The organism is Hyphomonas sp. UBA4505 (genome assembly GCF_002388685.1).
Lineage (GTDB): Bacteria > Pseudomonadota > Alphaproteobacteria > Caulobacterales > Hyphomonadaceae > Hyphomonas.
Map to the genome: position 1 here is coordinate 343,433 of NZ_DGMZ01000012.1, position 20,618 is coordinate 364,050.

Genomic DNA, 20,618 nt, shown 5'->3' on the forward strand with positions numbered 1-20,618 from the left:
TCCGGGACGTCTCCCCTTCGCTCGCCGCCAGGGACTCCGGCATGCGCCGGAGATACGGGTGCTGGGAGTTTCGCTCAGCGCCCCGAAAAAGGCTCAAACCACAAGGCTGAGCCCCACCCCGGCAAACTTCACTTCGCGCCAGTCAACGTCCAGCCCCATCTTGCCGGCGCGCTCCAGAACGGCGGCATGATCGGGCGTCTGGATGCCAAAGGCGGCCACTCGTTCCGTCTCGCCCTTGCGGAACTGAATGACGCCATCGGCAAGGAAGATGCTGTCACGGTCCACCGTCTGGCCCAATGCCAGGGCCCACCGCGTGGCCAGCGCTTCGGGCTCAGGGGACTCCACGGCCAGCGCGGTCAACCGTCCGGCCACGGCGCGCTCGCGCCAGTCCGGCCCGCCCCAGCGCCAGCTGCCTGCCGGACGCGCCTCGTCGACCGAGACAATCGCCCCGCCAATATCGGCCGGGTGCAGATGGCTGGCTGAAATATCCGGCAGGTCAATATTCCAGACCCGGCGAATGCCCATACCGTCCACGCGGGTGCGCAGACCCTCAAGGTCATCCGTCTGGAAGATCGCCATATAGCCGCCTTCCCCGCCCCGGTCGATGAAGCGGCGCGCGGGCGCGCTGTCCGTCATCGGCACGACCACTTCGAGGAACTGGTCGCCAATCGCATAGACGCGGTTTTCAAGACCGAACTCCTTCACGCCCGGATCAATAAAGGGGGCTCCCAGACCCAGCAATTCGCCCAGCCGGTCGGCCGTCTCCAGCGTCTCGGCCGCAATCACCAATTGGCGCAAGCGTGGTGCAGTCATCTCATCGTCTCCCCTTCGCGGGCGGCTCACTGTGTCACGGCCACCTCTTTCGCGCTCCATACCATACCTGCCCCAAGGGCCACACAGACCGTCTCGAAATTATGGTGGCGAATTAATCCGTTTCCGGTCGCGCACCGCTGGTCTACGGTCCGCGGCCTATGACCGCCCGCCTGCTCTCCGCCCCCATGCTGATCGCCGCCTTTGCCATCTTTGTCGGCACGGGCGTCGACGCGCTGGTGAAGGGCGTCGCGCCCGATGCGGGGCTGCAGCATCTGGTGGCCTGGCGTTTCCTGTTCGGCACGGTGATCGCCTTTGCGGTCTTCCTGGCCCAGCGCAAGCCTGTGCCCGGCTGGGCGGCAATCCGGTTCCACACATTGCGCGGCCTGCTGCAGCTGTTCTGCGCGTTCACCTTCTTCTATGCCCTCACCCAGTTGCCTCTGGCCGTGGCGACAACGCTCGGCTTCACGGCGGCGCTGCTGGTTGCGCCGGTCGCGCGCCTCCTGCTGGGGGAGAAGATCAGCCCTGTTGCCGCGGGCGCCACCCTGCTGGGCTTTGCGGGCGTCGCCTTTGCCCTCTCCGGCCAGTCCGGCGCGGGCGAGGACGCGGGCAACCAGACGCTGGGCCTGATCGCGCTGTTCAGCTCAACCATCGGCTATGCGTTCGTGCTCGTCCTGTTGCGCATGCGCGCCCTGATCGAGGACGCCACCACGATTGCGCTGTTCACCAATATCGTGCCAGCGCTGGCGATGCTGCCGGTCACGTTCGGCTTGTTCGGCGCGCCGGACTGGTATGACCTGCCGATCTTCGCGCTGCTCGGCCTGCTGGGCTATGGGGTCTGGTATCTGGCAACGCTGGCCTATGCCCGCGCCCCGGCGCAGCGGCTGGCCCCGCTGGAGTATACGTCGCTGGTCTGGTCCGCCCTGCTCGGCCTGATTTTCTTCGATGAGATGCCGGGCTGGCAGCTCTGGGTCGGCGCGGTTGTGATCATCACGGCTTGCCTGGTCGTCGCCTTTGAAGGCCGGTTCCGCACCCGTCGCGAAGCGCGCATGCCCGCCAGTGACCTGCCGGAATGACAGCCCGCCGGATGCAGATGCTATAGCGTCACGAACGCAACGCTATCACAGGCCGATTGACCCCTTCCCCCAGACCCGCCAGTACAGCCGATATGAGCGATCACTCCCATTCTCACCACCACGATCACGATCATGCACATGGCCACAGCCATGAGCATCATGCCGACATGACCAGCGCCGACTCGCGTCGCCGCGTCGCCATAGCCGGGCTGCTGACAGCTGCCTTCATGTTTGCCGAAGTGGCGGGCGGCCTGATCTCCGGCTCGCTGGCCCTGCTGGCCGATGCCGCGCACATGCTGACCGATGCCGGCTCGCTGGCCCTCGCCTGGGTGGGGTACAAGCTGGCCGAACGCCCGGCCGATCCGCAGCGCTCCTACGGTTTTGCGCGGATGAAGATTCTCGCCGCCTTCACCAATGGCATTCTTCTGGTCGCGCTGGCCTGCTGGATCATGTGGGAAGCCGTGCATCGCCTGCTGGATCCGGTTGATGTGATGGGCGGCGTGCTGATGGCCGTCGCCGTGGGCGGCCTGCTCGTCAACATTCTTGCCTTTGCCATCCTGCATGGTGGCAGCAAAGAAGACCTGAACCTGCAAGGGGCGCTCTGGCATGTCGCGGGCGACCTGCTCGGCTCGATCGCGGCCATTGGCGCGGCGATCATCATCATGACCACCGGCTGGATGGCCGCCGACCCCATCCTGTCAGCGCTGGTGGCTCTGCTGGTCCTCATCGCCGGGGTGCGCATTGCCCGCAAGTCCGGCCATATCCTTCTGGAAGGCACGCCTGCCGGGCTCGATCCCGAAGACATACAGGCCGACCTGCTGGCCGAGATCGACGGCATCGCGGGCGTGGCCCATTTCCATGCCTGGGCCCTGACCGAATCCAAGCCCCTGATCACGCTGGAAGTCACCGCCGCCCCTGGCGCCGATCCTGACCAGCTGCGCCGCGCGGTAAAGGCCCGCCTCGCTGACCGGTTCGATGTCTTCCATGCCACGGTCGAAGTCGTCTGCGACGGCAATAACGGGGCTTTGGGCCCCGCCGGGCAGTGTTCACATTGATATGATGCCCGCAGCACTTTAAGGCTCATGCCGCAGGCCCCATATGCCGGGCCGATATGACAAGAACAGATGGCGGATCCTTCGCAATGGCTGACACGAAACACACCGAAATCCTGATCATCGGCTCTGGCCCCGCTGGCTGGACCGCCGCCGTCTATGGCGCGCGCGCCATGCGCGATGTGACCGTGGTGACCGGCATGCAGCCCGGTGGCCAGCTGACCATCACGACCGAGGTCGAGAACTATCCCGGCTTCACCGAAATCCAGGGCCCGGACCTGATGGTGAAGATGCAGGAACACGCCGAAGCCATGGGCGCAAACGTGATCAATGATCATATCGCCGAAGTCGACTTCTCCTCGCGCCCGTTCAAGGCCGTCGGCGAGAGCGGCACCACCTACACGGCTGATTCCGTTGTCATCTCCACGGGCGCACAGGCCAAATGGCTCGGCATCCCCAGCGAAGAGAAATACAAAGGCTTCGGCGTCTCCGCTTGTGCCACCTGCGACGGCTTCTTCTATCGCGGCAAGGAAGTGCTCGTCGTCGGCGGCGGCAACACGGCCGTTGAAGAGGCCCTGTTCCTCACCAATTTCGCGTCCAAGGTCACGGTCGTGCACCGCCGCGAAGGCTTCCGCGCAGAGAAGATCCTGCAGGACCGCCTGTTCAAGAACCCGAAAGTCGAAGTCATCTGGAACAGCGTGCTCGACGAAGTCCTCGGCGGCGGCGACCCGGCTGGCGTCACAGGCGCGCGCATCAAGAATGTCGAGACCGGCGAGACCACAGACCTGCCGGTCCACGGCGTCTTTATTGCCATCGGCCACGCTCCATCGACCGAGCTGTTCAAGGGCAAGCTGGAGATGAAGGACAATGGCTATCTGATCACGGCGCCAGACTCCACCGCGACGGAAATCCCCGGCGTCTTCGCAGCGGGCGATGTCACAGACGAGACCTATCGTCAGGCTGTCACAGCCGCTGGCATGGGCTGCATGGCGGCGCTCGAAGCCGAGCGCTTCCTCTCTGAACAAGAGGCCCACGCCGAAGCCGTCGCCGCGGAATAGCGCCCTACAGCATACCCGCCGCGATCTCCTGGGCGCGGCGGTCATCTCTCAGCATTTCGGCTTTCAACATGGCCGCGCGCGCCTGCATGACGCGCTCGAGTTCGGAATCGACAGCTGCGGCAAGCGCTGCGTCCAGCGCGGACAATACTTCATCACGATACTTGCGCGCATTCAGCGCCGCGAGCGCCCGCGCCCATTGCCAGTGAACCGACGCCTCATCCGGCGCAGCGGCTATGGCCGCCTCATAATGGTCGCGTCCGTCAGAGACCCCCGCCCCCATGATCATGGCCCCGATCCGACCGCCGCGATTGACGACTTCCAGATTCCAGACCGACAGGAAACCGTGCGCATAGACATTGCCGGGCTCGTCTTCCAGCACGCCCCGCGCAAGATCTCGCGCCTCTTCCGCCCAGCCGGTCTTGCGCGCCTCACGCGTGCTCATCGGTCTCAGGATCAGGGACAATGCAATCGCCCGCTGCAAACGCCCCTCGGCATGGGCCGGGTCCATGATGAGGGCGACATTGGCGTCATCCAATGCCCGGTGCAGCACATCCTCCGGTGGGTCAGCCGGCCCTGACATCGCCTCTGCCAACAGCGCCCGCGCGCGAAAGGCCAGCGCATCTGCAGTTTTGCTATCCGACAGTTCCGTGCGGGCAGTATCATACTCCCCCCGCACAAAGGCCGCCTCCGCCGCTGCCTCATCAGCCACCGCCAAGGGCGCAAAGGCCAGCGCGAAGACCATGCCAAGGCCAAGACGGGCGACCAGATTCACAAGCCTGCTTTCCATGGAAAAAAGGATAGTACGTAGAAATCGTCTGACCAAATATCAAAATCCAATTTTTCAAACCCTCGAGAAGGCACGGGAACAAGCACCCACCATAAGTTGATTTCGGTGCAGGTTAATGTATGATGAATCCTCATAAAGGCCACATGGGTCCATTGATTGATGTCTGATACATCGACATTTATGGAGTTCACCGAAGTCGCCAGTTTGGCTGGAGCGGCAACAGCCACTTTGATCATCTCCAATGCCATTCAACATGTCAGCAAACGACAAGTGCGATGGATTGCGTTCGTAGTGGCCTTAGTTACAAGTCTTATCCTCGGCTGGCCAGACATTGCCAATCCTCCGAAACCGTTGGCTATGGTTATTTTCCTGATCGGCGTCAATGGTTGCCTCATCTACCTCACCGCTGTTGGCGCGAATACAGTGACAGGAACACCGCCCCCTGACGATGCACTGGGCGGTGCAGACGCGCCACCTCGAACTTTCCAGTCCCGATGGTATTCCTGACCTCACACTCACAGACACGAGAGGAATTTCCATGCGCAAGCCAAGGATTTTGAACTCCCTTCCCTTCACGCGCCGCAAAACCTCTTCCGCTCTTGGCGGCGCAGGTGCAAGGGGCGGCGCCATCCTGGCTTTTAGTATGGAACCGCAGAAACAGACAAACTGGTGTTGGGCGGCAACCTCCAAGAGCGTGGATGACTATTTTTTAGGAAGTTCGACCTGGACCCAATGCAGAATAGTGAACACGACCTTGTCCGAAACCAGTTGCTGCGGCCCGGCCGGTGGTGATCTAGCCTGCAACCAACCCTGGTATCTCGACCGAGCGCTGAAGACTGTCAATGCGTATCGGGGCATGATTGGAACGGATGCGGACATTCCTACTGTGAAATCGGAAATCTCGAAGGACTGCCCATTGGGGGTTCGGATCGGGTGGAGAGGCGGCGGGGGACATTTTGTCATTGTGTACGGATGGTCAGTTACGTCTGATGGGACAATCATGCTGAGTGTCGACGACCCGATCCATCGAAGCACCACGCTCCCGGAGGCAAAGTTCCGAACGAAATATCGCTCCAATGGCCGATGGACCCATAGCTATTTTGTCACGAACCCTTCAGCATCAGGAGGCGCTATCCAGAGTGCTGACCTCAGGGCTTTTACCCTAGAGGAGATGGCGCGTGAGGGTATACTTGAATTTCCGGAAGCTTTGGGAGGTTAATATGGGTATTAGAAAATCCACTGGCCCAGACGCGACCCAACTGGTCGAAACGGCTCTAACGGAAATTCAGGACGCCACCAACATTCTGTCACCATTGGGCGGTGAGGAGCGCGCAATGGAACCAGAAGAGCTGCTGGAACCCCTCCCCGTTTATTCCGTGAGTCTTGAAGAACTTGCAGGGCACGAGCTGCGCCCCAATCTGCAACCGACTAGTTGGCGATATCTCATTTGGCAAGGAAACGAGCCCGTTGGCACCGCTGATGTCGACGCGGATGAATTGATCGAGGAAGACTCTCTGGCTGCGTTCAATCATGTCAGCCGCGGGGCACCGGCACGCCTGCTAAATCAGGCATTGCTTCTCGCAGAAGAAGAGTTTGAACACTCTGACGAACAGTTCGACTTGCGGATTCTTGAAATACCAGCGCTCAACCGTGTGGCACTTTGGCTCCAAAGTCAGGATCGACAGTTATTCATTCCCTATATTCGGCCGGACTTGCTCACCTCAGACCAACCACCACGGATCGAACCAGACTTTTTGGATGCACTACCGGATATCTCTGACCAAACGCCGGATAAAGGGACACCGACCGAACAGTAATACGCTCTGGTCCACGCCACTGCCTACAGTTACTACCAATTTTCAGAAGGAATGGTGGTTCGGGGGAGACTTGAACTCCCGACCTCGCGATTATGAGTCGCGCGCTCTAACCAGCTGAGCTACCGAACCGTTTCGCTGTTGCGAAGCGCGCCTCATACACGCGGTTTCCCGCCTCCGCAAGCACCCGGCCTGCACGCGATGCAGGAGAATTCCGGGCCCTCAATCGGCCGTCCCTGCCCCATTGCCCATACCGGAGACCCAGAGCGCCGCGATGAAGGCACCCTTGATGCGGGGAAGCAGGAGGAGCACCGCCCCAGTGACGGCGATGGCGGCCACCGGCAGAGCCGCCCAGAGCGGGAAGTGGCCGAACGATACAAAGAAGGTTATTGCCACGAGGAACGGACCGAGCGACAGGATGGTCAACCAGGCCGGGCCATCATCGGCGCGAATGCTGCCAAGCGGTTCGCCGCAATGATCGCACGCATCGGCCTGTTTCAGGTAAGCCCGGAAAATCCGCCCCTGCCCGCATTTGGGACACCGAAATCGAAGCCCTCGCCCTATGGCGGTCATCAGGCTTGGTTTCTGGTCTTGCGCAGGCGTGTGACCCGTCATGCCCGGATCAGGCCAATTGGCGGTGGTCTGCTTCGGCCGCTGCTGCGCGATCCGCAAGGAGGATGTCGACAAGCGTCGCGACCAGCGCACGCGGCCGGATCGGCTTTTCGATGATTGTGGTGAAGCCCGCCTCTTCGCACGCCAGACGGCGCTCCGGGCTGACATCCGCGGTCACCGCAATGACCGGCGCAAGTGCATTCGGGCCTCGCCCATCGCGAATGGCCTTGAGGACCTCGTCGCCGGTGGCCCCCGGCAGGTGAATATCTGTCAGGATGGCCTGATATGTGTTGGTCGCGGCGCGGTCGATCGCGTCTTCGGCGGTCTGGACCGAGTCTACCTGCCAGCCGGCGGCTGACAGGGCGCGGGTGACGACAAGGGCGCTGACGGCATGGTCTTCGGCCAGCAGGATGCGGCCGAGATCGAAGGCGCGCATGCGCGGCTTCGGCGGCGCACCGGTGACCGCAAGCCGCGGCCCCGCCCGTTCGACGGGCATGGTGACGGTAAAGATTGATCCGCCATTGGGATTGTCTGTCAGCAGGATTTCGCCGCCGAGACGCTTGGCCAGCCCCTTGGCAATGGACAGACCCAGGCCGGATCCGCCATGCGTGGCGGCGGTAGAGGCATTGGCCTGTTCAAAGGCTTCGAACAGGCGCGCCTTGTCGAGATCGGTGATGCCACAGCCCGTGTCTTCCACCGTCATGCGCAATTTAAGGTTTCCCGCGGCTTCGAATGTGGACAGCTCGACGCCGATATATCCGCGCTCGGTGAATTTCAGCGCATTGCTCATCAGATTGAACAATATCTGGCGCAGCCGCATCGCGTCGGCTTCCAGCCTTGCCACAGCGCCGCCGGCGACCTTGATGCGCAGGTCCAGCCGTTTGCCGGCAATACGCGACTGCCAGAGGTCACGCGCCTCATTCGCGAAATCGTGCAGGTCGAACGGCGCATTGTTCACGGTGAGCTTGCCAGCTTCCAGGCGTGACAGATCGAGCAGGTCGCTCAGCAGTCGGTCGAGATGGTGCCCGCTTTCCGAAATGGTGCGCGCGAGGCGTTTCGGCTCACCGCCGCTCACGCTGTCCTGCAACAGGTCAGCAACGCCGAGAATGCCGGTCAGTGGCGTGCGGATCTCATGCCCGACAAATGCCAGGAAGCGTGCCTTCTCTTGTTCGAAGGCGCCCGTATCCGTCCGTGATTTCTGTAGCCGCTTTTGGGCGATCTGCATGGCGCGGGCGCGGGCGGCGTTTTCCAGCGCGACGGCGGAGAGCATCGCCGCGGGGCTGATCAGGCCGAGATACTTGCCGTCAGACAGGACGATCACGCCATCGGTCAGCGCCGAGGTCGAGCCGTCCGCGGCGAGCTTTGCCACCAGGCCGATCGGTGTTCCAGCCTCGCACATGATGGGATGCTCGATCATGATTTCGGTAATGCGCGTGGTGCCATTGGCTTGACGGGCGCTGGGGGTTGCAAGCGCCTCGAACACGGACCGGCGCGAGACCATGCCCAGCGCAGCGCCATCGCTGACAATCGGCACGGCAAATACATCAGGATGGGCGAGCAACCGCGTAAAGACCGCTGACACGGTCGCAGCTGTGGGTACAGGCCGCACAGCGACCGCAATGTCTTCTACTCGTACCGGCATGAAAGCGACGGTGTCCTTACACAGGTTAAGAAGACACCTTGCTCCATAAACCTTTACGTGCGGCAAACACATCCCTAACCAAAAATGAACGCCCGATCCTATTGGAGGACCGGGCGTTCATTTCGGTAATCTTTCAGCGCGGGGGCGCGCCTAGTTGACGTCGCTGCGATGGTTCACGACCTTGCCGACGAGGCCGTATTTGACGGCTTCTTCCGCGCTCATCCAGAAGTCACGATCGGTGTCTTCCTTGATCTGTTCCAGCGACTTGCCGGTGGCGGCTGCGAAGATCTTGTTGAGGCGTTCGCGCATCTTGATGATCTCGCGGGCCTGAATTTCAACATCCGTGGCCTGGCCGCCAACGCCGCCCCGCGGTTCATGAAGCAGGAAGCGGGTGTTCGGCAGGCAGAAGCGGTTTTCCTTCTTCGCCGCCGCATAGATCAGCGCGCCAGCCGAGGCGACCCAGCCGGTGCCAAGGATTTTCACGGGCGCTTCGACGAACTTGATCATGTCGTGGATCATGTCGCCGCTTTCGACGTGACCGCCGGGCGAGGAGAGGACCAGCAGGATCGGCTCCTTGCTTTCGGCCGACAAGGCCAGCAGGCGCTGGCTGACACGGCGGGCGGCATGGAAATCGATGCCGCCTGTCAGCAGGATGGTGCGGGCCTTGAACAGCGCTTCCTCAAGGAAGGCGTTCGGCTCGGACTGAGGCTTTTCTTCTGTCTCGTCATCGAGGCGGTGCAAAAGGTTCATGAGGACTCCGAAAGGCGGGAAATCTGGTTGAGCCTATAGGTGAGGTGCCACGCGCGCCGGGTCAAGGCTGGACCTGCCTGTCCGCGCGAAAACCTGTGACAGCGACCAGCGCGATCAGGCTGCCTCGCCGACGATGCGGGAGACATCTTCGGCGTAACGCTGGGCCTTTTTTTCGCCGACGCCGCTGATCAGGCGCAGCTCGTCGGCGTCGGCGGGGCGCTCGCGGGCGATTTCGGCGAGGGTCCGGTCATGGAAGATGACATAGGGCGGCACGCCGCGCGTCTTGGCGGTCTCGGTGCGCCAGCTGCGCAGCATGTCGAACAGGATCTGGTCGCGCTCCGACATGTCAGCCAGCGCTTGCGCCGCCACGCGGCTCTTGCCCTTGGCGCGCTTGCGGGTGGCGGCGGGGTCAGCGCGCAGCATCAGGGTGCGGTCGCCCCGGAACAGGGCGCGGGCGGCCTCGGCATCCGGCACGACGACTGCAGGCCGGTTCATCTCGCCGCCCTCGGCCAGCAGGCCATCATAGAGCAAGGCATCGAACACGCGGCCCCAGCCCTGTTTCGGCATGTCCTTGCCGATGCCATAGGTCGACTGGGTGGAGAGTTCCTCGTCGAAACTGTCCTTGGCCTGTCCGAGCAGATGATTGATCAGGCGGCCGCGCCCGATCTTCTGGCCGCAGCGCAGCACGGCGGAGACCGCCATCTGGGCCCAGCGGGTCGCATCATAGGGGTCACCACTCTCGCCCCGGCAGGTGTCGCAGGCGCCGCACGCCTCGACCCCCTCTTCCCCGAAATAGCGGCGCACGGCGGCGCGGCGGCATTCATCGCCATCGAAGAAGGCAAACAGCTGGCGGGTCTTGGTGATCTGCACGCGCTTGACCGCTTCGGGCGCGTCGCCCTCATAGGTCCAGCTGAGCGAGCGGCGCATGTCGGCGGGGCCGTAGAGCGCGACGCCTTCGGCGGGCTCTCCGTCGCGGCCTGCGCGGCCGACTTCCTGCCAGTAGGCTTCCATCGTCTTGGGCGGATCAGCATGGATGACGAAGCGGACGTCCGGCTTGTCGACCCCCATGCCGAAGGCGACGGTGGCGCACATGACGAGGCCATCTTCCAGCAGGAAACGCCGCTGGCGCTCGGCCCGCACATCGGCATCGAGCCCCGCATGATAGGCGAGCGCCGTGATGCCCGCACGTTCGATGGCCTCGGCGAGGTCTTCGGTGGCGTTGCGGGTGGCGGCATAGACGATGCCAGACAGACCCGGACGCGCCTTGACGAGGGAGACGACCCGCTGGGCGCGGTTGCCTTCCTTGGGCTCTGCGGCGAGGGCGAGATTGGGCCGGTCGAAGCTCGCCACATGGACGGCCGGTTGGGTGAGGTCGAGCTGCGCGAGAATGTCGTCGCGCGTACGGGTGTCGGCCGTGGCGGTCACTGCGAGGCGCGGCACACCGGGGAACAAATCCTTCAGACGCCCGAGCGCGCGATAGTCCGGGCGGAAATCATGGCCCCATTGGCTGACACAGTGGGCCTCGTCCACGGCAATCAGCGAGACCTTCATCTGGGCAAGCCGCTGGGCCAGCCCCGTGCCCATGCCTTCGGGCGAGACATAGAGCAGATCCATCTCGCCGCGCGCGGCCGCCTCCAGCGCTTCGGCGCGGGCATTGAAATCCATCGAGGAATCCAGCCGCTCGGCGCGCACGCCGACCTGTTTGAGTGCATCGACCTGATCGGCCATCAGCGCGATCAGCGGCGAGACGACAATGCCGATACCATCACGCAACAGCGCCGGGATCTGGTAGCAAAGCGACTTGCCGCCGCCGGTCGGCAGCACGGCGAGGCCATCCTTGCCCCCCAGCGTGTCGGCGATGACATCCTCCTGCAGCCCCCGGAAGGCGTCATAGCCATAGACGCGCTTCAGCAGCGCGCGGGCATCATCAAGAGTTGGCTGGGCAGGCATCAGCCTCTTGTGGCGACGCAAGTGAGTCGGGGCAAGAGCACAGGTGCCTTCACGCAGCCGCGCCGAACGCCTCGACAAGAAACGTATGGCGACGGGCGACGGCGCGGGCGTCACGGGCATAGCCGCCGCCGAGGACGCCGCAGAGCGGGGTGCCGGCTGATCGGCAGGCCCGCGCCACGAGATCGTCCCGCGCGCGCAATCCCTCATCGCTGAGGGACAGAAGGCCCAGACGGTCTTCTGCATGCGGATCGACCCCGGCATTGTAGAAGACGATATCCGGCGACGTACCAAGCGCGGCCTCGACCAAGTCTTCCAGCGCGGCCAGATAGTCCGCATCGCCCGTGCCCTTCGGCAGGCCGATGTCCAGATCAGAGGGCGGCTTCTCGCGCGGCCAGTTCTGTTCGCAATGCAGCGAGGCGGTAAAGACGCGCGGATCATAGCGGAAGATCAGCGCCGTGCCGTCGCCATGATGGACGTCGCAATCGATGACCGCCACACGGCGCACTTCCTTCGTTTCCAGCAAGAGCTTTCCGGCAACGCCGACATCGTTGAACACGCAGAAACCCGCGCCGCCGTCGGGCCCGGCATGATGGCTGCCGCCGGCAAGGTTCACAGCGGCCCCCTGCTCCAGAGCAAGGCGCGCGGCGAGACATGTGCCGCCGACCGATGCAGCCGAGCGCCGGGCAATGGCGGGCGTGATCTCGAACCCGACCTTGCGCGCGGCCTTCGCGTCCAGCGTCTGGGTCATGATGGCGCTGACATAGGCCTCGTCATGCGCGAGGTGCAGCCAGTCTTCCAGCGCGGCCTCCGGCGCTATGAAACTGTGGCCCGCGTCGCGGAGAAATTCGGCCACGAGCGCATATTTGCGCATCGGGAAGCGATGGTCATCGGCGACCGTTTTCGCGTCATAATCGACATGGTGGATAATGGGCAGTGTCATATCGGGCGGAACCTAGCGAGTTTTCCGCCCGTTTCCACTTATGCACGGTGCGCATAGGTGTGATGGCTGGCCGCAATCTACAGGCTGCGCCCGGACGCGTCATATTCGCTGCAACACGAGCGCGAAAGGATATCGCCATGATTGAACACAGACCCTTCAAACAGCTCGGCCGGTTCCAGAATGACTGGCTGAATGCCAATTACCATTTCTCTTTTTCCGGTTATCACGACCCGAAGCGCATGGGCGAAGGCGCCCTGCGTGTCTGGAATGATGACACGATTCAGCCGCATACCGGCTTCCCGCCGCACGGGCACAGCTCGATGGAAATCATCACCTATGTCCGCACCGGCGCGATCACGCACAAGGATTCCATGGGCAATACCGGCCGTACCGAGGCCGGGGACGTCCAGGTCATGAGCGCTGGCGACGGTGTGCAGCATTCCGAGTGGAACGCCGAAGACGAGGAAACCACCCTGTTCCAGATCTGGATCCTGCCGCGTCAAGCAGGTGGCAAGCCTGGTTGGGGCGCCCGGAAATTTCCCAAAGGGGAACGGTCCGGCAATTGGGCGGTGCTGGCCTCGGGTGACGGCGCAGACGACAGCCTCGTCATCAATCAGGACGCCAATGTGCTCGGCGCGACACTGAAGGAAGGCGAAACGCTGACCTATGAAGTGAAGGAAGGCCGTCATGGATATCTGGTGCTGGCTGACGGATCTGTCGAGTTGAACGGCCTTGTCATGACCGGACGCGACGGGGCCGCCATCACCGGCCCCGAGACCCTGACGGTGAAGGGCATTGCCGACGCCGAGATCGTGTTCGTCGACACGGTTTGATCTCTGCCTCCGGCCACGTTACTTCGAAGACCGGGCCGCAGCGCAATGCGGCTCGGTCTTATTGGTTGTGGGAGGTCACACGATGCAAGTCATCCGCGGCAAGGCATTTACCGCGCCCAAAGCCTGGGGTGCGATCGATGTCGCAAACATGGACGGGATCACCACACGCCTTCACTGGACCGACCAGCCCTATATCTGGCACGTCAATGAGGGCGAGGAGGTGTTCGCGGTCCTCGATGGGATCGTGGACATGCACTACCGCGAAGACGGTGCAGAGAAGATCGTGACGCTGGAAACAGGAGACATTTTCTTCGCCGGGATTGGATGCGAACATGTCGCTCACCCCCGGGGTGAAGCCCGCATCCTTGTGGTCGAGCAGGAAGGCAGTGTTTGAACCCCTGACAGGTGCACTCCACGCTCACAGGCCTGTGACTTCTACGGGCATGGGCAGCGTGGTAGGATGAATCTATAGCAGTTTTGGAGAGACTTCGATGAAACGACTAGTTCCCCTCGCCGCCCTAGCCTTGCTGGCCGCCCCGGCCGCGCTCGCAGGCGAAATCAATGTCACCTTCAGCCCGGAATTCACCGAGGAGCTGAACGATGAATATGGCATGCGCGAAGCTGATTACCTGATAGAAGAAGTGCAGGAAGACCTGACCCGCGAACTCGGCAAGGCCGGGCTCGACATAGCCCGCATTGATGTGACCATCCTTGACGCCAAGCCCAACAAGCCGACGTTCAAGCAATTGGGCGATACGCCCGGCCTTGATTATGGCGACTCCAAAAGCATTGGTGGCATGAAACTGTCAGCAACGGCCTTTGATGCCAGCGGCAAAGCGACAGGCGACCTGACCTATGACTGGTATGAGACTGATATTCGTTATGCCGGTATCTCGACCTGGCAGGACGCCAAGCGCGCCTCTGACCGGTTTGCCCGCAAATTCGTGAAAGAACTGACAGCCGCGACGCCGTCCGGCAGCTAGAGAACCAGCTCGCACCGCTCATTCAGGCTTGGCCGGGAAATGGCGACTTTCGTCAGGCCCGGCAGGCCTTCTTTCAGGTCGGCTGCTGCCCAGAGGCAGATCCGCTCCAGCGTCGGCACTTCAAGCCCTTCAATGTCATTCAGCAGCTTGTGATCCAGCTTCGCCGCCGTAGCCTGCAGGCAGGCGGTCAGATGAGAGAAATCCTCAACCCATTGCTCGCCTGGCTTGACCGTGCCCGCAACCGTCGCCTCCAGTACAAAGGAATGGCCGTGCACATTGCGGTAGGGATGACCTTCAGGCTTGCCGCCCATATAATGGGCCGCCTCGAAATTCACAGATTTCGAGATCGCAAACACGCGGCCTTCCGGGCTGGTCGCCGCGGCTGAGGTGCTGGTCTGGTCAGTCTGTGTGGTCATCGGTTCGTTTCAATTCTCGTGCGGTTTTGCGCCAACAAGTGCTCGAGGCGCGGATTGGCGCCCAATTGCTGGAAAAAGCTCGAAAAGTCCAGTTGTTATGGCTGCTTCTTCTGCAAGTGAATAGGGTGTTCAGGCACCGGCTTTCCAGCCTGCCCAGCCCTTTGCGCGCAGCTCACAAGCCGGGCATTCCCCACAGCCATAGCCCCACTCATGGCGCTGGCCGCGCTCGCCCAGATAGCACGTATGGGTATCTTCCGCGATCAGATCGACCAGCGCCTGCCCCCCCAGATCTTCTGCCAGCGCCCACGTCCCTGCCTTGTCTATGTACATTAGTGGCGTGTCGATCTGCATCGGAACATCGAGGCCAAGCCTCAGTGTTTCAGCCTGGGCGTCCATCGTCGTTGCGCGGCAGTCGGGATAGCCCGAATAGTCCGTTTCGCACATCCCGCCGACCAGAACAGAAATGCCCCGGCGGCTGGCCAGAGCGCCCGCCAAGGTCAGGAACAGCAGATTACGGCCCGGCACGAATGTGGAAGGCAGGCCGGCCTCTGTCATCTCGATGCTGACATCGTGCGTCATCGCCGTTTCTCCGAGCGACTTCAGCACGGTGGCGTCGAGCATATGGTCCGGTCCAAGACGGCTGCCCCAGTCCGCATTTAGGCCAGCCAGACCCCGCCGCACCGTCTCTCGGCAATCAAGTTCGATCCGGTGGCGTTGGCCGTAGTCAAAACCGACCGTCTCTACGCGCCCGAATCGCTCAAGCGCCCATGCCAGGCAGGTCGTGGAATCCTGCCCTCCCGAGAAGAGGACCAGTGCGGCGGTAGAAGAACGTGACATGCTGCGCCTGTAACAGGCATGGGCAACGCGGCCAAGCAAGGGCGTTACATTTTTAACACCCGCATTTTAAAACCCGTCATTACCCCAGCGTCATGTTGACAGACCCGTCACGAATGCATTCAGATGACAATTGAAGCAGGCCCAAAAGAGGCCGGCTCGGCTAAAATTGCTCGAGGCAGCACTAAAGCGGCCCGAGGGGAGGAAACAAAACATGCGAAATATCAGACACTCGAAATCCGTCTGGCTGGCTGGGGCATCCGCTCTCGTGGTCGGTCTGGTGGGGCCGATGGCCGCCGCTCAGGATGATTCCGACGAAAGCCCGCGCACCCTGTCAACGGTCACGGTGACAACACAGAAAACCGAGGAATCCATTCAGGATGTTCCGATCGCGGTTTCCGCGTTCGATGAAGATGCCCTCGACCGGCTCCAGCTTGCCGGTGGCCCTGACCTGGTGAAATCCATTCCGAACGTCAGCTTCACCAAAGGCAACTTCACATCATTCAACTTTAAGATCCGCGGTATTGGTGCCGACGTGGTTGCACAATCCGGTGATGCGGGTGTGGGTATCCACCAGAACGACATTCCGCTTACGGCCAACCGCCTCTTCGAAGCCGAGTTCTATGATGTTGAACGTGTCGAGGTCCTGCGTGGCCCACAAGGTACGCTTTATGGACGCAACGCGACTGGCGGTGTGTTCAACCTGATTACTGCCAAGCCGGTACTGGGCGAATTCCAGGCAGATGCCGAGCTGACCTATGGCAATTACAACACGTTCAAAGGCAAGGGCATGGTCAACCTGCCCCTTGGCGAAAACGCCGCCCTGCGTGTGGCTGGCTCCTATCTCGGCCGTGACGGCTATGTGGACAATCTGACAACCGGCAATGATGTCGATGATCGTGACCTCTATAGTGTGCGGGCGACCCTCGCATTCGAGCCCACAGACTGGGCCCGTGGTTGGATTTCGGTTGAGCATTTCGAAGAAGACGATTCCCGCCTCCGCTCCGGTAAGCAGCTGTGCGACAAGGACGAAGGCTTCGACAGCTTCATGGGCATTCCGGTCTCAGCTGTTGACCAGTTGGCGACATCGCTCGGCTGTGAAGATGCTCCGCTCGACCAGTCCCGTGACCGCGTGAATTCGCAGGCCACCCTCGCTGGCGGCCTCGGCATCTTTGCCGGCCTCCTGAACGGTGATGTGAACCTGGCCCCGGCCATTTCGGACCTGCGCAAGATTGAGTCGGCCTTCGACCCAATGTACCAGGCCGACCAGACGCTCTATTCATGGAAAGCTGAAGCCGATATCGGCGACAATCTACTGCTGACCTATCTCGGCAGTTATAGTGAGAGCTCGGTCGTATCGCGTGAGGATTACAACAAGGCCTCTGCATCACTGACCTTCAACACAACGGCCGGCCCCTTCATCAACCCGGCCCTGGCACCACTCTATCCCCTCCTGTTCCCAGGCGGCGTCGTGACCGATCCGGAACTTGGCGCTGCCAACTCCTTCCGGACCTTCGACCTGTCTGGTGGCAATAGTGAGCAGACCACTCACGAACTTCGGCTCCAGTCCGACTATGATGGTCCGTTCAACTTCAACCTTGGTGCCATCAAGGTGGATTTCGAATCCATCGATCCGTACAATGCTGAAGACGGTTATTACGTTCTGTCGAACGCGCTTACGGCTCTGACGCAGATCAATAATGCGGCTGGTGGCGCCCTGTTCGGCGGCAATGTTCCGCTCGATAGCGGCTCTACGACCTCCGATGGCGCGTCCCTGTTCGACCTGTCCCTGAATGGTGACGGCGGGAACTATTTCCGCTCGCTGTCCCCCTACCAGCTGGAATCCTTCGCTGTCTTTGGTGAAGGTTACTATGACGTCTCTGACGATCTCCAGCTCACGCTGGGACTTCGCTATACGGATGACCAGAAGGAACAGGACATCGTCTCGACCTTCCTGTTCACTCCACAACCAGCAGGCGCAGACCCACTTGCGTCTCAAGGCAAGCTGAAAGCCGACTTCCAGGAAATCACTGGCCGTATCGGTTTTGACTACACAGCTGATCTCGACTTCACAGAAGATACGCTGATCTACGGCTTCTATTCCAAGGGCTACAAGGGTGGCGGCATCAACCCGCCACAGCCAGCAGGTGCAAACCTGTTCCCGCAGACCTTCGATCCGGAATTCATCAACTCGTATGAAATCGGAACGAAGAACACGTTTGCAGGCGGCACCGCCCAGCTGAACCTGACCGGCTTCATGTATGACTATGAAGGCTACCAGATCACGCAGATCATCAACCGCTCTTCGGTGAACATCAACGTGGACGCAGAGCTTCAGGGTCTTGAGCTGGAAGCCCTGTGGACGCCGGCAGACAATTGGCTGCTGACGGCTAATCTCGGCCTTCTGAATGCCGAAGTCGTCGACACTTATGGCATCGACGTGCTCGACCGCACCAATGGACGAGCAGATCTCGTCGCGCTGAAGAATTCCAGCACCTATTCGAACTGTGTCGTGTCCGCTCAGGGCTATGCCACAGTGCTGGGAGCCATTCAGGGCGGCCTGCTTGCTCCGGGTTCCACGCTTGGCCTCTGTACCGGCGCATTCTCCGGGCAGGAAGCCGCCTTCGGTCTGGACGGCGTCACCGTGACCTACACGGACTCCAATGGCGACACGCAGACGGCCACGGCCCTGCAGCCCATCGAAGGGGATGCCAAGAATCTGGATGGCAACTCCATGCCGGGCGCCCCGGACATGACGCTGAACCTGGCGGCGGAATACACATTCCCAGCCATCAGCAATTCCAACTGGGACCTTACGATCCGCGGCGACTACTACATGCAGTCGGAAAGCGAGAGCCGTATCTGGAACACGCCGCGCGATGGACTGGAATCCTGGTCCAACGTCAACCTGTCGATCCTGCTCAATAATCCAGAGAGCGGATGGGGCGTGGAAGTCTTCGCCAAGAACTTGACCGACGAGGAAGTCATCACCGGCACGTACCTGACCGACGATTCCTCAGGCCTGTTCACCAACGCCTTCTTGACCGAGCCAGCTCTCTACGGCGTCACGGTCAAGAAGTCCTGGTAGGACCCGGACTCGTTTGAATTCCAAGGGCGGCCTTTCGAGGTCGCCCTTTTTGTTTGGCCAATCGGCAGGCTCGTCCTATGGTCCCAGCAAACCTCCCTGCCTCAAACGGAGACGCCCTCATGCGCCCTATCATCCCCCTGCTTCCGCTCGCACTGATTGTTGCCGCTTGTGGCGGGCCAGCTGAAACCACGCCGGTCGCAACAAGCGACTTTGACGTGAAACTCACGCCCGTCGTGACCGAGGCCGAGTGGCCCTGGGGTCTCGCCTTCCTGCCGAATGGCGATTTGCTGTTCACAGAGAAGGAAGGCGGCCTGAAATTCGTGGCTGGAGGCGAGGGCACCCCCTCTTCCGTGACCGGCCTGCCGGAAGCGTTCATTGAAGGTCAGGCAGGATATCTTGGCCTGGTGCTGGATCCGGACTTCGAGACCAACCGCATGGTCTACATCTCCTACTCCAAGGGCGATGGTGCCGCGAACGCAGCAGCCGTCATCAAGGGCCGCCTCAGCGACGATGCCAGCGCGCTGCAAAATGTTGAGGAAATCTTCTGGGCCGATGCGCGCGATACCGCCTACCATTATGGCTCGCGCCTGCAATTTGCGAATGACGGCACCCTGTTCGTTTCCCTCGGCGAGGGCTTCAGCTTCATGAAGGATGCTCAGGATCCCACCAATACGCATGGTACCATCGTCCGCATCAACACAGACGGCTCTATTCCTGCAGACAATCCGTTTGCCGATGGTGAAGCCGGTGCGCCCGCAGTCTGGTCCTATGGTCACCGCAATGTGCAGGGGCTCTACTACGACACCGCCACGGACACGTTGTACGAGACAGAACACGGCCCCAAAGGCGGCGACGAACTCAACATCTCCACGCCCGGCGCGAATTATGGCTGGCCCAAGATCACCTATGGCGTGAATTATGATGGCACAATCATAACGAATGAGACCGAAGCCGAAGGCATGGTTCAACCGCTCACTTATTGGGTACCATCAATTGCTCCTTCAGGCCTCACCATGCTGACCAGCGACGTTTATCCGGGCTGGAAAGGCGACCTTTTCACGGGCGGCATGAACGGTCCGGCCGGACTGGAGCTGACGCGGATCGACATGGAAAATGGAGAAGTGGTCGGCAAGCAGTCACTGTTTGACGAAGAATATGCGATCCGTGACGTGGTTCAGGGCCCCGATGGTCACCTCTATGTCGCGACCAAGGATTTCGACGGCATATTCCGCGTGGATATCGCTGAAGCGGAAGCCGAATAGGCCCGATCAGATATCGCGGCGTGACCTGAGTGCGGCGGCGAGCGTACCATCATCGAGATGGTCCAGTTCGCCGCCCACAGGTACGCCATGCGCCAGACGCGTGACACTGACGCCCTTCCCTTCAAGCAACTCGGCCACGTAGTGCGCTGTCGTCTGGCCATCAACAGTGGCATTGAGCGCGAGGATCACTTCGCGTATGCCGCCCGCGTCCACGCGGGTCACCAATGACGGAATGTTGAGGTCATCTGGCGTAATACCGTCGATCGCCGACAGGACGCCGCCGAGCACATGGTAACGCCCCCGGAACGCGCCACCGCGCTCCAGCGCCCAGAGATCCGGCACGTCTTCCACCACGCACACCAGCGCATCATCGCGCCCACCTGCCTGGCACACTGCGCAAGGCTGCACCGTGTCGAAATTCCCGCAGACCTTGCACCGTTCGATCTTCTCGCCTGCCTCAGCCAGCGCGTCGGCCAGCGGTTTCAGCAAAGTGTCGCGACGCTTTAACAGGAACAGGGCAACGCGCCGCGCAGACCGGGGCCCGAGGCCCGGCAGGCGCGAGATCAGTTCAATCAGGCGAAGGATTTCAGGACCGGCAGAATTCTGGGACATGGCGTTCAATGTCAGCTATTTGCGCCTGGTTGCAAGCCGGAACGTGCAAAAGCCATTTGCGCGCAAAACAAAACCCCGACCTTTCGGCCGGGGTTCGGG

The 20,618-nt window shown here is 61.6% G+C and carries 21 protein-coding genes and 1 tRNA gene; 11 read left to right on the plus strand and 11 right to left on the minus strand.

The genetic code is table 11. The annotated features are described in order from the left end of the window. Window positions 1-93: 93 nt before the first annotated feature. Window positions 94-813: a VOC family protein gene (locus B3527_RS10775; protein WP_206991228.1), complete on the minus strand. Its 720-nt coding sequence runs from the start codon at window positions 811-813 to the stop codon at window positions 94-96. A 158-nt stretch (window positions 814-971) separates the two neighbouring features. On the opposite strand from B3527_RS10775, the gene B3527_RS10780 reads away from it, so the two are divergent. From B3527_RS10780 to trxB, 3 genes are all read left to right on the plus strand, one after another. After that, entirely contained in the window at window positions 972-1,886 is a 915-nt protein-coding gene (locus B3527_RS10780) for a DMT family transporter (protein ID WP_290479866.1), read from the plus strand. Between the two features lie 92 nt (window positions 1,887-1,978). Further along, window positions 1,979-2,941 carry a cation diffusion facilitator family transporter gene (locus B3527_RS10785; protein WP_206991230.1) on the plus strand — a complete coding sequence of 321 codons (963 nt, stop codon included), beginning with the start codon at window positions 1,979-1,981 and terminating at the stop codon, window positions 2,939-2,941. Window positions 2,942-3,027: 86 nt separating this feature from the next. After that, on the plus strand, window positions 3,028-3,996 hold the full coding sequence (gene trxB / locus B3527_RS10790; protein ID WP_290479867.1) for a thioredoxin-disulfide reductase: 969 nt from the start codon (window positions 3,028-3,030) through the stop codon (window positions 3,994-3,996). A 4-nt stretch (window positions 3,997-4,000) separates the two neighbouring features. On the opposite strand, the gene B3527_RS10795 is transcribed toward trxB, so the two are convergent. Continuing rightward, window positions 4,001-4,768, minus strand: coding sequence for a hypothetical protein (locus B3527_RS10795; RefSeq protein WP_290481518.1), 768 nt, complete (start codon window positions 4,766-4,768; stop codon window positions 4,001-4,003). A 174-nt stretch (window positions 4,769-4,942) separates the two neighbouring features. On the opposite strand from B3527_RS10795, the gene B3527_RS10800 reads away from it, so the two are divergent. The 3 genes from B3527_RS10800 (at window position 4,943) to B3527_RS10805 (ending at window position 6,600) form a co-directional block, all read left to right on the plus strand. Next, a complete protein-coding gene (locus B3527_RS10800) occupies window positions 4,943-5,290 on the plus strand; it encodes a hypothetical protein (protein ID WP_290479869.1) in 348 nt (115 codons plus the stop codon). Between the two features lie 136 nt (window positions 5,291-5,426). Further along, on the plus strand, window positions 5,427-6,002 hold the full coding sequence (locus tag B3527_RS16935) for a papain-like cysteine protease family protein (protein WP_367116154.1): 576 nt from the start codon (window positions 5,427-5,429) through the stop codon (window positions 6,000-6,002). Then, window positions 5,974-6,600 (plus strand): hypothetical protein, encoded by a 627-nt coding sequence (locus B3527_RS10805; protein WP_290479870.1) that lies wholly within the window; start codon window positions 5,974-5,976, stop codon window positions 6,598-6,600. Before B3527_RS16935 ends, B3527_RS10805 begins: the two co-directional genes overlap by 29 nt. A gap of 52 nt (window positions 6,601-6,652) precedes the next feature. Here B3527_RS10805 and B3527_RS10810 read toward each other — a convergent pair. The 6 genes from B3527_RS10810 to B3527_RS10835 form a co-directional block, all read right to left on the minus strand. Beyond that, window positions 6,653-6,729, minus strand: a tRNA-Met gene (locus B3527_RS10810). Window positions 6,730-6,819: 90 nt separating this feature from the next. Next, window positions 6,820-7,212, minus strand: a complete 393-nt coding sequence (locus B3527_RS10815) for a DUF983 domain-containing protein (RefSeq protein ID WP_290479871.1) — start codon at window positions 7,210-7,212, stop codon at window positions 6,820-6,822. A 7-nt stretch (window positions 7,213-7,219) separates the two neighbouring features. Continuing rightward, complete coding sequence (locus tag B3527_RS10820; protein WP_290479872.1) at window positions 7,220-8,851, minus strand: ATP-binding protein; 1,632 nt, start codon at window positions 8,849-8,851, stop codon at window positions 7,220-7,222. A gap of 150 nt (window positions 8,852-9,001) precedes the next feature. Then, window positions 9,002-9,601: an ATP-dependent Clp protease proteolytic subunit gene (locus tag B3527_RS10825; protein WP_034810690.1), complete on the minus strand. Its 600-nt coding sequence runs from the start codon at window positions 9,599-9,601 to the stop codon at window positions 9,002-9,004. Window positions 9,602-9,715: 114 nt separating this feature from the next. Next, entirely contained in the window at window positions 9,716-11,551 is a 1,836-nt protein-coding gene (gene recQ, locus B3527_RS10830) for a DNA helicase RecQ (protein WP_290482206.1), read from the minus strand. A 49-nt stretch (window positions 11,552-11,600) separates the two neighbouring features. Next, window positions 11,601-12,491 carry a histone deacetylase family protein gene (locus tag B3527_RS10835; protein ID WP_290480652.1) on the minus strand — a complete coding sequence of 297 codons (891 nt, stop codon included), beginning with the start codon at window positions 12,489-12,491 and terminating at the stop codon, window positions 11,601-11,603. Between the two features lie 137 nt (window positions 12,492-12,628). On the opposite strand from B3527_RS10835, the gene B3527_RS10840 reads away from it, so the two are divergent. The 3 genes from B3527_RS10840 to B3527_RS10850 all read left to right on the plus strand — a co-directional run bounded on the left by B3527_RS10840 (window position 12,629) and on the right by B3527_RS10850 (window position 14,307). After that, the gene (locus tag B3527_RS10840; RefSeq protein ID WP_206991238.1) at window positions 12,629-13,324 is read left to right on the plus strand and encodes a pirin family protein; all 696 of its coding nucleotides are present in this window, start codon (window positions 12,629-12,631) and stop codon (window positions 13,322-13,324) included. A gap of 82 nt (window positions 13,325-13,406) precedes the next feature. Next, on the plus strand, window positions 13,407-13,718 hold the full coding sequence (locus B3527_RS10845) for a cupin (protein WP_206991239.1): 312 nt from the start codon (window positions 13,407-13,409) through the stop codon (window positions 13,716-13,718). A 97-nt stretch (window positions 13,719-13,815) separates the two neighbouring features. Next, the gene (locus tag B3527_RS10850) at window positions 13,816-14,307 is read left to right on the plus strand and encodes a hypothetical protein (RefSeq protein ID WP_206991240.1); all 492 of its coding nucleotides are present in this window, start codon (window positions 13,816-13,818) and stop codon (window positions 14,305-14,307) included. On the opposite strand, the gene B3527_RS10855 is transcribed toward B3527_RS10850, so the two are convergent. Beyond that, window positions 14,304-14,723 carry a 6-carboxytetrahydropterin synthase gene (locus B3527_RS10855; protein WP_290479876.1) on the minus strand — a complete coding sequence of 140 codons (420 nt, stop codon included), beginning with the start codon at window positions 14,721-14,723 and terminating at the stop codon, window positions 14,304-14,306. The genes B3527_RS10850 and B3527_RS10855 overlap by 4 nt on opposite strands. Window positions 14,724-14,852: 129 nt before the next feature. Next, on the minus strand, window positions 14,853-15,560 hold the full coding sequence (gene queC / locus B3527_RS10860; protein ID WP_290479877.1) for a 7-cyano-7-deazaguanine synthase QueC: 708 nt from the start codon (window positions 15,558-15,560) through the stop codon (window positions 14,853-14,855). A 211-nt stretch (window positions 15,561-15,771) separates the two neighbouring features. Here queC and B3527_RS10865 point away from each other — a divergent pair, with 211 nt between their 5' ends. Together B3527_RS10865 and B3527_RS10870 are read left to right on the plus strand one after the other, a co-directional pair. Beyond that, window positions 15,772-18,645 carry a TonB-dependent receptor gene (locus B3527_RS10865; protein WP_290479878.1) on the plus strand — a complete coding sequence of 958 codons (2,874 nt, stop codon included), beginning with the start codon at window positions 15,772-15,774 and terminating at the stop codon, window positions 18,643-18,645. A 119-nt stretch (window positions 18,646-18,764) separates the two neighbouring features. Beyond that, window positions 18,765-19,907: a PQQ-dependent sugar dehydrogenase gene (locus B3527_RS10870; RefSeq protein WP_290479879.1), complete on the plus strand. Its 1,143-nt coding sequence runs from the start codon at window positions 18,765-18,767 to the stop codon at window positions 19,905-19,907. A gap of 6 nt (window positions 19,908-19,913) precedes the next feature. Here B3527_RS10870 and recR read toward each other — a convergent pair whose 3' ends face one another. Beyond that, window positions 19,914-20,519 (minus strand): recombination mediator RecR, encoded by a 606-nt coding sequence (gene recR, locus B3527_RS10875; protein WP_290479880.1) that lies wholly within the window; start codon window positions 20,517-20,519, stop codon window positions 19,914-19,916. Window positions 20,520-20,618 lie beyond the last annotated feature (99 nt).

What these genes read in the sequence shown, in the direction of transcription:
- B3527_RS10775 (WP_206991228.1), bottom strand. Translation starts at nt 813, where the DNA reads ATGACTGCACCACGCTTGCGCCAATTGGTGATTGCGGCCGAGACGCTG.
- B3527_RS10780 (WP_290479866.1), top strand. Translation starts at nt 972, where the DNA reads ATGACCGCCCGCCTGCTCTCCGCCCCCATGCTGATCGCCGCCTTTGCC.
- B3527_RS10785 (WP_206991230.1), top strand. Translation starts at nt 1,979, where the DNA reads ATGAGCGATCACTCCCATTCTCACCACCACGATCACGATCATGCACAT.
- trxB (WP_290479867.1), top strand. Translation starts at nt 3,028, where the DNA reads ATGGCTGACACGAAACACACCGAAATCCTGATCATCGGCTCTGGCCCC.
- B3527_RS10800 (WP_290479869.1), top strand. Translation starts at nt 4,943, where the DNA reads ATGTCTGATACATCGACATTTATGGAGTTCACCGAAGTCGCCAGTTTG.
- B3527_RS16935 (WP_367116154.1), top strand. Translation starts at nt 5,427, where the DNA reads ATGGAACCGCAGAAACAGACAAACTGGTGTTGGGCGGCAACCTCCAAG.
- B3527_RS10815 (WP_290479871.1), bottom strand. Translation starts at nt 7,212, where the DNA reads ATGACGGGTCACACGCCTGCGCAAGACCAGAAACCAAGCCTGATGACC.
- B3527_RS10820 (WP_290479872.1), bottom strand. Translation starts at nt 8,851, where the DNA reads ATGCCGGTACGAGTAGAAGACATTGCGGTCGCTGTGCGGCCTGTACCC.
- B3527_RS10825 (WP_034810690.1), bottom strand. Translation starts at nt 9,601, where the DNA reads ATGAACCTTTTGCACCGCCTCGATGACGAGACAGAAGAAAAGCCTCAG.
- recQ (WP_290482206.1), bottom strand. Translation starts at nt 11,551, where the DNA reads ATGCCTGCCCAGCCAACTCTTGATGATGCCCGCGCGCTGCTGAAGCGC.
- B3527_RS10835 (WP_290480652.1), bottom strand. Translation starts at nt 12,491, where the DNA reads ATGACACTGCCCATTATCCACCATGTCGATTATGACGCGAAAACGGTC.
- B3527_RS10840 (WP_206991238.1), top strand. Translation starts at nt 12,629, where the DNA reads ATGATTGAACACAGACCCTTCAAACAGCTCGGCCGGTTCCAGAATGAC.
- B3527_RS10845 (WP_206991239.1), top strand. Translation starts at nt 13,407, where the DNA reads ATGCAAGTCATCCGCGGCAAGGCATTTACCGCGCCCAAAGCCTGGGGT.
- B3527_RS10850 (WP_206991240.1), top strand. Translation starts at nt 13,816, where the DNA reads ATGAAACGACTAGTTCCCCTCGCCGCCCTAGCCTTGCTGGCCGCCCCG.
- B3527_RS10855 (WP_290479876.1), bottom strand. Translation starts at nt 14,723, where the DNA reads ATGACCACACAGACTGACCAGACCAGCACCTCAGCCGCGGCGACCAGC.
- queC (WP_290479877.1), bottom strand. Translation starts at nt 15,560, where the DNA reads ATGTCACGTTCTTCTACCGCCGCACTGGTCCTCTTCTCGGGAGGGCAG.
- B3527_RS10865 (WP_290479878.1), top strand. Translation starts at nt 15,772, where the DNA reads ATGCGAAATATCAGACACTCGAAATCCGTCTGGCTGGCTGGGGCATCC.
- B3527_RS10870 (WP_290479879.1), top strand. Translation starts at nt 18,765, where the DNA reads ATGCGCCCTATCATCCCCCTGCTTCCGCTCGCACTGATTGTTGCCGCT.
- recR (WP_290479880.1), bottom strand. Translation starts at nt 20,519, where the DNA reads ATGTCCCAGAATTCTGCCGGTCCTGAAATCCTTCGCCTGATTGAACTG.